Source organism: Allofournierella sp. CML151, from assembly GCF_027853465.1.
In the GTDB taxonomy this organism is placed as follows: Bacteria; Bacillota; Clostridia; order Oscillospirales; family Ruminococcaceae; genus Allofournierella.
Genome location: NZ_JAPNNW010000033.1, coordinates 1 through 10,314 on the forward strand (window position 1 = coordinate 1; position 10,314 = coordinate 10,314).

At 61.4% G+C, this 10,314-nt stretch carries 9 protein-coding genes; 5 read left to right on the forward strand and 4 right to left on the reverse strand.

What is annotated here, in order from left to right:
• The first annotated feature begins 333 nt into the window (after window positions 1–333).
• The gene (locus PH256_RS14895; RefSeq protein ID WP_270914790.1) at window positions 334–2,202 is read left to right on the forward strand and encodes an ABC transporter substrate-binding protein; all 1,869 of its coding nucleotides are present in this window, start codon (window positions 334–336) and stop codon (window positions 2,200–2,202) included.
• An 81-nt stretch (window positions 2,203–2,283) separates the two neighbouring features.
• Here PH256_RS14895 and PH256_RS14900 read toward each other — a convergent pair whose 3' ends face one another.
• The 3 genes from PH256_RS14900 to PH256_RS14910 all read right to left on the reverse strand — a co-directional run bounded on the left by PH256_RS14900 (window position 2,284) and on the right by PH256_RS14910 (window position 6,070).
• Entirely contained in the window at window positions 2,284–3,306 is a 1,023-nt protein-coding gene (locus PH256_RS14900) for a hypothetical protein (RefSeq protein ID WP_270914791.1), read from the reverse strand.
• Window positions 3,303–3,779: an RNA polymerase sigma factor gene (locus PH256_RS14905; RefSeq protein WP_087184851.1), complete on the reverse strand. Its 477-nt coding sequence runs from the start codon at window positions 3,777–3,779 to the stop codon at window positions 3,303–3,305. The genes PH256_RS14900 and PH256_RS14905 overlap by 4 nt, the downstream gene beginning before the upstream one ends.
• 140 nt (window positions 3,780–3,919) lie before the next feature.
• Window positions 3,920–6,070 (reverse strand): N-acetylmuramoyl-L-alanine amidase, encoded by a 2,151-nt coding sequence (locus PH256_RS14910; RefSeq protein WP_270914792.1) that lies wholly within the window; start codon window positions 6,068–6,070, stop codon window positions 3,920–3,922.
• A gap of 175 nt (window positions 6,071–6,245) precedes the next feature.
• On the opposite strand from PH256_RS14910, the gene PH256_RS14915 reads away from it, so the two are divergent.
• From PH256_RS14915 to PH256_RS14925, 3 genes are read left to right on the forward strand one after another with little or no spacing between them, the layout of a single operon-like run.
• On the forward strand, window positions 6,246–7,070 hold the full coding sequence (locus PH256_RS14915) for an MYG1 family protein (RefSeq protein WP_087184854.1): 825 nt from the start codon (window positions 6,246–6,248) through the stop codon (window positions 7,068–7,070).
• Between the two features lie 27 nt (window positions 7,071–7,097).
• Window positions 7,098–8,009 (forward strand): GNAT family N-acetyltransferase, encoded by a 912-nt coding sequence (locus PH256_RS14920; RefSeq protein WP_270914793.1) that lies wholly within the window; start codon window positions 7,098–7,100, stop codon window positions 8,007–8,009.
• Between the two features lie 5 nt (window positions 8,010–8,014).
• Window positions 8,015–8,248 carry a DUF1653 domain-containing protein gene (locus PH256_RS14925; RefSeq protein WP_270914794.1) on the forward strand — a complete coding sequence of 78 codons (234 nt, stop codon included), beginning with the start codon at window positions 8,015–8,017 and terminating at the stop codon, window positions 8,246–8,248.
• Window positions 8,249–8,301: 53 nt separating this feature from the next.
• On the opposite strand, the gene PH256_RS14930 is transcribed toward PH256_RS14925, so the two are convergent.
• A complete protein-coding gene (locus tag PH256_RS14930) occupies window positions 8,302–9,003 on the reverse strand; it encodes an ATP-binding protein (protein WP_270914795.1) in 702 nt (233 codons plus the stop codon).
• Between the two features lie 318 nt (window positions 9,004–9,321).
• Between PH256_RS14930 and cysK the strand changes: the two genes are divergently transcribed.
• Window positions 9,322–10,260 (forward strand): cysteine synthase A, encoded by a 939-nt coding sequence (cysK, locus tag PH256_RS14935; protein WP_087184847.1) that lies wholly within the window; start codon window positions 9,322–9,324, stop codon window positions 10,258–10,260.
• Window positions 10,261–10,314: the final 54 nt, after the last annotated feature.

Genomic DNA, 10,314 nt, shown 5'->3' on the forward strand with positions numbered 1-10,314 from the left:
GAATCCCCACCGCATTTGCGGTGGGGATTTTTTTGTCTGCTCCGAAAAAGTTACAAACAGTTTTGTAAAATCCGAAGATTTTTGTCCAAAGATGGGGAAACCGTCGTGTAATTGCTGCAAAAAGATGTGATGAACCCATGAAAAATTCATAAAAAAAGACAAAATTCTTACAAAGGCAAAATTGTACTTGCACTTTTTTGGGCTAAAGTGCTACAATGTTAGCAAGCCAATCGCAGCGGACACAATTGTTCGCGGTGAAAAAAACACTCTGCTCCGGCCCTTGCGGGGGTCAGGGTGGAAAAGGGTAAAACCAAATTCAGGAGGAAAGCAACCATGAAAAAGATGTTAGCTCTCGTGCTGGCTGCCGTGATGGCCTTCAGCATGGCTGCCTGCGGCGGCGGCTCCGGCTCCACTGCAACCAGCGGCGCTACCAGTACCGACTCCACCGCGGCCAGCGGCTCCACCGCTTCCGCTACCGGCGTTACCGTTCAGGTAGGTCCCAACCCCGAGACCCTGGACCCCGCGCTGAACAGTGCCATTGACGGCGCCAACATTCTGATCACCGCCTTCGAGGGCCTGCTGATCGTGGACGAGAACAACCAGATTCAGCCCGGCCAGGCCGAGAGCTACGAGGTCAGCGAGGATGGCCTGACCTGGACCTTCCACCTGCGTGAAGGCCTGAAGTGGTCCGACGGCACCGATCTGGATGCTACCGACTTCGTTTATACTTACAAGCGCGTTGCTGATCCCAACACCGCTGCTCCCTATTCCGCCACTGCCGTGGGCATGATCGCTGGCTACGACGAAGCCATGAACGGCGATCCCGATGCCCTGCAGGTGGAAGCTCCCGATCCCCTGACCTTCGTGGTACACCTGAGCTACCCCTGCACCTACTTCGATAAGCTGGCTGCCTTCGCTACCCTGAGCCCCGTGCAGCAGGAGACCATCGAAGCCAACGGCGATGCCTGGGCCACCGCTCCCGAGACCTACGTCTCCAATGGCCCCTACTACATGACTGAGTGGACCGTTGGTCAGCAGATTGTGTTCAGCAAGAACCCCTACTACAAGGGCGGCTGGGATACCAGCAAGATCGTTTCTGAAACCATCACCTTCCTGCTGATGGAAGATTCCACCGCTGCTTACACCGCTTACACCACCGGCCAGGCCCAGCTGATCAAGGACGTTCCCACCGAGGAAATCCCCAGCCTGACCAAGGCCGAAGATGGCGGCGACTTCTATGTTGATCCCATCATGGGCACCTACTACCTGAGCATGAACGACCAGATTGAGCCCTTCAACGACGTGAATGTACGTAAGGCCCTGAGCCTGGCCATCGACCGCGACTATGTGGCCAACAACCTGATGCAGGGTACCTACTCCCCCGCTTACAAGCTGACCGGCCCCGGCATCACCGATGCGGACGGCAGCGCCTACATGGACAAGTCCAGCAGCGAGTGGATTCCCGAGGATTACGAGACCGCCAAGACCATGGCCCAGGAGGCACTGGCTGAGGCCGGTTACCCGAACGGCGAGGGCTTCCCCACCATCACCTATTCCACCAACGATTCCGGCTACCACAAGGCAGTTGCTGAGTACCTGCAGCAGTGCTACAAGGAAGTTCTGGGCATCAACCTGGATGTTGAGGTTGTGGAATGGTCTTCCTTCACCCCGCTGCGCCGCGCTGGCGATTACCAGATGGCCCGTAACGGCTGGGTATTCGACTACAACGATCCCTCCAGCATGCTGGAGCTGTTCATGACCGGCAATGGCAACAACGACGGCAAGTACTCCAATCCCGAATACGATGCAATGATGGACAACACCAAGATCGCTGATAAGGACGAGCGCTTTGCCAACCTGCACGCCGCAGAAGAGATCGCCATGGAAGATTACGCCATGATCCCCCTGGCCTTCTACAATGACTTCTGGCTGCAGAGCTCTTCCCTGAAGGGCAGCTGGCACAGCCCCTACGGCTACTGGTACCTGCAGTACGCCTACATCGGCGAGCCCACTGAGGTCACCACTGCCGAGAGCGAGAGCGTAGCTGCCAGCACCGCTGCTGAGAGCACTGCTTCTGAGGCTGCTTCTTCCGAGGCTGCCGAGAGTGTTGCCAGCGAGGCTGCCTCCTCTGAGGCTGCTGAGAGCGCTGTGAGCGAGGCTGCTTCCAGCGAAGCCGCCGAGAGCGCTTCCACTGCCGCCTGATCAAGGCACAAAAGCAAATCAAAAGGACCTGCCCAGTCGGGCAGGTCCTTTTTTGCATAATGGATGGTGGTTTATTCAAAATTATTGGCTGTTCACCGGAAGAGTCACTTCCCCGATGGTGATGCTTTCGATGGTATCCAGCGGGAAAATCTGGTCAAACACGCCGCTGAGCTCGCAGCGGAGGCTGTCCCCTTCCGGCCGGACGCCGCCGCCGAAGCCGGTCAGATCAATGCGGCTGCCGTCGGTGAGAGTCAGGAAGACCGGCTGCGGGGTGGGGGTGCTGTCTGCTGTGCCAGAGGAGCTGCTCAATCCGGTTTCCACTGTGTAGTCGATCCGCAGCGACAGTGGAGAGACGGCGACACTGTTCAGCACTGCAGATGCTCCGTTTACGGTGAAGCTCTGGCCGCCGGGCAGCTCCAGAGAGCTGTCCTCAAAGGCGAAATCGAAGCGCAGCTCCCAGCTGCCCTCGGCCAGCAGCGCCGCGTCCTCGCCGATTCCCTGTTTCAGATCGGTCAGGTGGACGGTGGCGGTGCCCGGCTCCAGCGGCGCGTCGGCGGTAAGCAGCTGTACAAACTGCACCGCATTGTCGGCCGGGTCCTCGTCGAAGAACCAGGCCGTGCCGTGCATGCCGCCCATGTGGCCCACATCGGTGTCCCAATCGCCGAAGCGAAGGGCCAGCGCTCCGTCCCGGTTGGGGTCCGGGTCCGCAGTGATGGGCTGGCCGTCCTCCCGGTAGATGGAGTATACGATGGCGTAGCTGTAGGTGTCGCCGATGATGGCATCGGCCTGCACGGTGACCCCGTCCACAGTGGCCCGGGCGTCCAGCGGGCGGCCGATCCGGTCGATGATTTCGGTCTGGGCGGGGGCGGTACCGAATACTGCGCCAAAGGCCTGAGCGGCGGGCTTCAGCACGCCGCTGGCCGCGGCACCCAGACAAAGGGCGCCGGCGAGAGCTGCGGCCGCGCCCAGGGCACAGATTCGCCGCAGAGGAATGGCGCGCCCTCTGGGCGGCCGGACGGATTGGCTCATCAGCTGGTCGATCATTTCCTGTTTTTGCTGCGGGGAAAACCGCAGCTCGTTCATGGATTCCCGATAGGTCTTCATGCCAGTTCCTCCTGTTCCAGCAGGGTGCGCAGCCGCGCCCGGCCCCGGTTCAGCCGGGTGGAGATGGTGGCCGGGTTTTCGCCCAGCAGCCGGGCAATCTCCTTGGCGGCGTAGCCCTCGTAATAATACAGATAGATTACCGCCCGGTATTTGGGCGGCAGCAGCTGCACGGCAGCCAGCAGGCTTCCCTCCTCCACCGGCGGCGCGGGCACAGGCGCGGCCTCGTCCATGGCCACGGTGGTGCGCCGCCAGTGGCTTTTCAAAAGGTCTTTGCAGGCGTTTGCGGCGGTGCGGATGATCCAGGCCTTTTCATGCTCCGGACTTTCAAAATGCCGGGGATTGGTGAGCAGCTTGAGAAAAACGGTCTGGCAGATATCCTGTGCGTCGGCGGTGCTTTTCAGATAGGTATAGCTCAGCCGCAGGATCAGGTCGGAATAGGTATTCACCAGCCGCTCTGCCTGGCGGCGGTCCATGGGAGTATTCGTATCGCTCACTTCCTTTGCTGTGGTGTGGAAAAGCGCTTTCACCAGGAATACGACTGAGGGCGGGGGTATCTTTCAGCAGCAAAATAAAAAATGCCCACTGGATTTCCAGCGGGCATTTTTTAAAACATTCAGTCGGGCATGCTGTCCAGCACAGCCTGGGCAATGGCGCCGCCCTCGGCCCAGAGGCCTTCCAGCGTGGCGCAGCTCTCGTACTCTGCCGGATTGCTCACAAAGCCCAGCTCCAGCAGCACGGCGGGGCAGATGTTGGAGCGGGTCACATAAAAGGCCGAGTATTTGGGGCCCCGGTCGTTTCGCTCAGTGGCCAGACTTACATTTGCCGAAAGGGCGGTGGCCAGGGGCTTGCCCTCGGTGTAGAACCAGTAAGCCTCGGTGCCGCCCACCTGGTTCAGATCGGAATTCAGCGCAGCACTGTTGTGATGGATGGCGATGAAAAAGTCCGGCTTCTGGCTGTTAAGCATCTCCATCCGCTCGGCCAGAGTGTAGAATACGTCGGTGTCCCGGGTCATGGTCACGGTGGCCCCCAGCTGCTCCAGCCGGTACTTGGCCGCCAGTGCGGCGGAAAGGTTCAGCTCGCTCTCCTGGGGAAAATCCTCCACCGGGGAGCCGGGCGCACCCATGTCGTCTCCGCCATGGCCCGGGTCCAGCAGAACGGTTACACCGTCCAGCGGCAGGCTTGCGGTGGAAACCGCGCGGATGGCCGGCTGATGCTTCAGGGCGATGCGGGTGCCGCCCTCCTGGGTATAATCCACGAAATAGCCCCACAGCGGGTCGCTGTCCTGGAAGGTAATGTGCAGCGCAAAGCCGTTTTCCTCCGGCTCCACGGTCACGCTGGTGCCCACAAAGCCGAAGCTCTGAGGAAATTCGCCCGAGAAGGTGGCGGAATAAAAATGCAGGGTGAATTCGTTGCCCTCCCAGGTGTGACTGTAATAGGGCGTGCCGTTGCCTGCAAAGGTCAGGTATTCGCTGCCGTTCTCCTCGCTGGCAGAAAGCCCGGTAAAGGCCGCCTGGGCGGTTCCCTCCTCCAGAAGCTCGCAGTCCGATGCTTTTATGTAGTTGCCGTCCGGCAGCTGGTAGGCATAGGTACGGGTGGTCCCATTCACAAAGGAGACGCTGTCCATCACCTGGGCCACGGCGCCCTCATAGGCGGTCATGGCAATGGTGCTGGTGTCCTGATAATCGGAAAGGGCGCTGGCCAGGGTTGATGTGACACGAAGCAGCTGGCCCGGCTGGGCGGCTACCGACCCGTCGGAGACAATCTGGCTGCCGCCGGAGCTGCCGGACCCGGTGCTGGGTGCGGGCTTGGTCAGTGTGATGGAGGCAGTGGTCTCGCCCTGCTGGGCGGTGAAGACATTATCGCCCTCGGTAAGGCTTACCTCCAGCCCCCACATGCCATAGGAGCCGTAGCGCTCCACCTCCTGGCCATTCACGGTCAGGGGCTGGCTGGGGTCGGAGGTACCCATCAAAAAGATGGTGTCGGTGTAGACCTTGCTGGCCGGGTCCGGGGAGACGATGGCCAGTGTCTGGCTGAACTGCTGCTGGGCGATGTCGGGCAGTCCGTCGCCGGAAAGATACTGCAGGGTCACGGCCGCGCTCTCCTCGCCGTTCACCAGGCCGGAAAGGCTGCCCAGCACCACGCCGGTGCCCGGTTGCAGCTGGCATACAGCGGCGGCCAGCGCCGGGTTTTTCTGGGCCAGGACCAGCTCCGGCTGTTCTCCGGCGGTGTAGCGAGCATTGACGCCTTCGCCGCTCAGCGCATATAGGGTCAGGCCATATCGGTCCGCGGCCTCGGTCATCCAGTCCTTCAGGGAAACGCCCTCCGGCTGGTAGAGGGCCACCAGCATCTCCCGTTTGGCAGCCTGCTGCATCAGTATCCGGATGGGGTCGAAAGAGGATAAGAATTTGTCGGACTCGCTTACCATGGGCGCGGTCTCGGCATTTTCCAGTTTACGGGCCAGCACGCCGCCCCCGGGCACAGACCCGGCCACCAGCACGGTGTTGGCTCCCTGGGCAGCAGCTTCATCCAATGTGCTGGCCAGGAAGGCCTCCTGCTCGGCGCGGGTGTGACTTTCGTCAAAATATCCGGCCCAGGTGTCATCCAGCAGCACCGCCCGGATCTGTTCCGGGGCTGTCATATGAGGCATGGCCAGTCCGGAAATACCTCCGATCAGCAGGACGATGGCAACGACCAGCGCCGCCAGCGCGGCAATGGCCAGAAGAATCATTCCCAACGCAAAGGGGCGTTTGGTTTTTACGGGCATAGGATGGGTCCCCCTCTCTTGGCTGCCCCGCCCGGCGGGGCTTTGCCTTCATTATAACACGTTTGCAAGGGGCTGCACAGGAAAAGCGTCTGCCACTTTTTGCGTCGGGTCTTGCGGGAATGTGGTATACTGAAAGGGTATAACAATAAAAAGTATGAGGATGGATTCCATGAGCATGCAAGTACCCAAAAACGGATTTACCCACGGCGGCAAGTTCCACGCCGACGATGTGTTCAGCACCGCGTTGCTGCGCATCCTGCGGCCGGACTTTACCGTGACCCGCGGTTTTGCGGTGCCGGAAAATTTTGACGGCATCGTGTACGACATCGGCAACGGCCCCTTCGATCATCATGCGGCAGACCGGGCCGAGCGTCCCAACGGGATTCCCTATGCGGCCTTCGGCCTGCTGTGGAAGGAGTTTGGCGCGCAGCTGGTGGGGGAAAATCAGGCCCGCCTGCTGGACGAGAATTTCGTACAGCCGCTGGATCTGAACGACAACACCGGCGAGAGCTGCCTGCTGGCGGATGCCATCGGTGGCTTCAATCCCCTGTGGGATCAGCCCCAGGACCCGGATGCCTGCTTTGCCCGGGCGGTGGATTTTGCCCAGGTGATTCTGGAGAACAACATCGAGGCGGCCCGGGCGGTAAACCGTGCGGACGCACTGGTGCAGAAGGCCTATGAGGAAAGCCGGGACGGCATTGTGATCCTGCCCTGCTATGCCCCCTGGAAAAATGCCCTCTATCGCAGTGATGCGCTGTTTGTGGTTTATCCCAGCCAACGGGGCGGCTGGTCGGCCCAGTGTGTGAACGACCGGCTGACCAAGCGGCCCAAGAAGCCCTTCCCCATGGGCTGGGCGGGCCAGCCGGAGGAGCATCTGCGCAAGTCCTCGGGCATTTCCACTTTGCGTTTCTGCCACGCCAGCCGGTTTCTGATCACCGCCGAAACCAAAGAGGATGCCATCGCCGCCTGCTATTTTGTGCTGCGGGGCGGCAAAAAGTAACATTGCAATATAAGGAATGAAACAGCCATGGAAGAACGCAATATTGCCGCTCCTGCCTATGTATACATGATGCGCTGCGCCAACGGGGCGCTGTATACCGGCTGGACCAATGACCTGCTGCGCCGGACGCGGACCCATGCGGGCGGAAAGGGCGCAAAATACACCCGGGGCTTTGGCGGCGAAACGCTGGCCTATGCCGAGCTGCTGGAGGATAAAAGTGCTGCTCTGCGCCGGGAAGCGGCGCTGAAAAAGTGCAGCAAAGAGGAAAAAGAAGCGCTGGCCGCCAGATTTGACCCAGCCCGCTTTGTGCTGCTGCGTCCTGCCCGCCCGGCAGACGCTGAGGCAGTGCTGGGCATCTACAGCCACTATGTACTGCACTCCACCGCGTCCTTTTTGTACCAGCCGCCCAAGCTGGAGGATTACCGCAAGGAGATGCGCGCTCTCTGCCGCCGGCTGCCCTTTTTCCTGGCGGAGAACGCTCTGGGCCAGCCGCTGGGCTATGCCTGTGCCCATCCCTGGCGCTACGGCACCGGCGCCTACGCCTGGGACACCGAAACCACCATCTATCTTGCCCCCGAGACCCGGCGGCTGGGCGTGGGCAGCATGCTGTATCATGCGCTGCTGGCGGCGCTGTGCCGCCAGGGCTACTGGAATGCCTACGCGGTGCTGGCGGACCCAAATCCGGCCAGCGAGGCCTTTCATGAGCGCTTCGGCTTTGTGTGCGAGGGACGGCAGGCTCGCTGCGGGCTGAAAAACGGCTGGCAGGGTGTGAGCTACTGGCTTATGGATCTGGCCCCCGGCCGCACCGATCCGCCCGAAGCAGAACCCCGTGCGCCGCTGCCCGGAGAGCTGGCGGCCCTGGCTGCCGGGGCGCGGCGGGGCACCGGCTGGCGGGAGATGGCCGGGCTGGAGCAGCCCGCAGTGGAAAAGGAGCAGTGAACCGGATGGAAGAACGGCAGATCACGCCGGGGCGTTACCGACATTTTAAAGGCAACTTTTATCAGGTGGTGGGCGTTGCCCGCCACAGCGAGACCGAGGAGCGGCTGGTGGTGTACCGGCCGCTGTACGGGGAGGGCGGCCTGTGGGTGCGCCCCTACGAAATGTTTGCAGGCCCGGTGGACCGGGAAAAATACCCGTACGCGGACCAGACCTGGCGCTTTGAGCGGGTCGGAGACTGAGCCCTGCCCGCAGGAAAAAAGCGCAAAAGCCAAAACGGCTTTTGCGCTTTTTCTCAAACAGACTCTTTCAGAATGCGGCCATCGGTGCTGATCACGACCACCTTTACGTCCAGCGGCTTGCCGCTGGCGGCCACCGCCCGCTGCACGGCGTGTTCCATGCCGCCGCAGCAGGGCACCTCCATGCGCACCACGGTCAGGCTGCGCAGGTTGTTGGCGGCCAGAATCGCTCCCAGCTTTTCGGAATAATCCACCATGTCCAGCTTGGGGCAGCCGATCAGGGTTACCCGTCCGGCCATGAACCGGCTGTGCAGTCCGGCATAGGCATAGGCGGTACAGTCGGCGGCGATGAGCAGGTCCGCACCCTCAAAATAGGGGGCGTTCACCGGCGCCAGCTTGATCTGCACCGGCCACTGGCGCAGGCAGCTGGCAGGCTCCTGGCCGGGTACAGCGGCGGCAGGCTGGGCATTCAGCACCCGGCTGCGGCTGCCGGGGCAGCCGGTGTGAGCAGGTGCGCCGGTTTTCGCCTTGTTGGCCAGAACAGCGGCCTCGTCATAGGCCGCTGCCTCCCGCTCCTCGAAGGAGATGGCCCCGGTGGGGCAGGCGGGCAGGCAGTCGCCCAGGCCGTCGCAATAGTCGTCCCGCAGCAGGCGGGCCTTGCCGTCTACCATGCCAATGGCCCCCTCGTGGCAGGCCGCGGCACAGGCACCGCAGCCGTTGCAGGCAGCTTCGTCGATTTTGATGATTCTGCGGATCATAGCAGTGTTTCCTCCTTGCATGCCCCGGCGGGGCGGTTTCTCAAACAGCTTATGGATTCAGTATACCCGGTTGGCTTGTTGTGGTATGTTTGAAAACCAACAAAACAGAAAAAGACATAATATCCTATTGACCGGATAGGGAATATGGTGTATCATACCTCTATCTTCATTTTTCATAGAAAGGCGGCGTGTGCAATGAAACGACTGAGTATTTGCGCAGCGGCCGGGGGCCTGGCGCGATGTTGACCGGGCAGGGCGGAAAATACCCATCCCGGACACAAGAAAACAGATCACACAACAGATAAAGGAGAATGAACCATGTCTAAGATCTATACCGCGGCAGACCAGCTGATCGGCCGCACTCCCCTGCTTCGCCTCACCCGCCTGGAACAGCAGCTGGGCCTCAATGCCGTACTGCTGGCAAAGCTGGAATCCTTTAACCCTGCCGGTTCGGTGAAGGACCGGGTGGCCAAGGCCATGCTGGATGACGCCGAGGCCAAGGGCCTGATCGGCCCGGGTGGCACCATCATCGAGCCCACCAGCGGCAATACCGGCATCGGCCTTGCTTCTGTGGCAGCGGCCCGGGGCTACCGGGTGATCATCGTCATGCCGGATACCATGTCTGTGGAACGGCGGCAGCTGATGATGGCCTACGGGGCCGAGCTGGTGCTCACCCCCGGCGCGAAGGGGATGACCGGCGCCATTGAAAAGGCAAAGGAGCTGGCCAGTGAGACCCCGGGCAGCTTTATTCCCGGCCAGTTTGAGAATCCGGCCAATCCGGATGCACACTACCGCACCACAGGTCCCGAGATCTGGCAGGATACCGACGGCCAGATTGATCTGTTTGTGGCAGGTGTGGGCACCGGCGGCACCATTACCGGCGTAAGCCGCTATCTGAAGGAGCAGAACCCGGCCATCCATGTGGCTGCTGTGGAGCCTGCGGATTCGCCGGTGCTGTCCGGCGGAAAGGCTGGCCCTCACAAGATTCAGGGCATCGGAGCGGGCTTTGTCCCTGCCGCGCTGAACCAGCAGGCCTACGACGAGGTGCTCACCGTAACCACCGAGCAGGCCTTTGAGGCCAGCCGTGCGCTGGGTCGGGCTGAGGGTGTGCTGGCGGGCATTTCCTCCGGCGCAGCACTGGCAGGCGCCATCCGGCTGGCCCGGCTGCCGGAGAACGCAGGAAAGACCATCGTGACCCTCCTGCCGGACACCGGCGACCGGTATCTGTCCACCGGACTGTTCGCGGCGCAGGAATAAAAAGACGAATTTTCCACAACAAAAAGGGGGAGAGCGTTAAAAACGCTCTCCCCT

Coding starts and splice junctions, on each gene's coding strand:
- PH256_RS14895 (WP_270914790.1), top strand. CDS start 334: ATGAAAAAGATGTTAGCTCTCGTGCTGGCTGCCGTGATGGCCTTCAGC.
- cysK (WP_087184847.1), top strand. CDS start 9,322: ATGTCTAAGATCTATACCGCGGCAGACCAGCTGATCGGCCGCACTCCC.
- PH256_RS14915 (WP_087184854.1), top strand. CDS start 6,246: ATGCAAGTACCCAAAAACGGATTTACCCACGGCGGCAAGTTCCACGCC.
- PH256_RS14920 (WP_270914793.1), top strand. CDS start 7,098: ATGGAAGAACGCAATATTGCCGCTCCTGCCTATGTATACATGATGCGC.
- PH256_RS14900 (WP_270914791.1), bottom strand. CDS start 3,306: ATGAAGACCTATCGGGAATCCATGAACGAGCTGCGGTTTTCCCCGCAG.
- PH256_RS14925 (WP_270914794.1), top strand. CDS start 8,015: ATGGAAGAACGGCAGATCACGCCGGGGCGTTACCGACATTTTAAAGGC.
- PH256_RS14905 (WP_087184851.1), bottom strand. CDS start 3,779: ATGGACCGCCGCCAGGCAGAGCGGCTGGTGAATACCTATTCCGACCTG.
- PH256_RS14930 (WP_270914795.1), bottom strand. CDS start 9,003: ATGATCCGCAGAATCATCAAAATCGACGAAGCTGCCTGCAACGGCTGC.
- PH256_RS14910 (WP_270914792.1), bottom strand. CDS start 6,070: ATGCCCGTAAAAACCAAACGCCCCTTTGCGTTGGGAATGATTCTTCTG.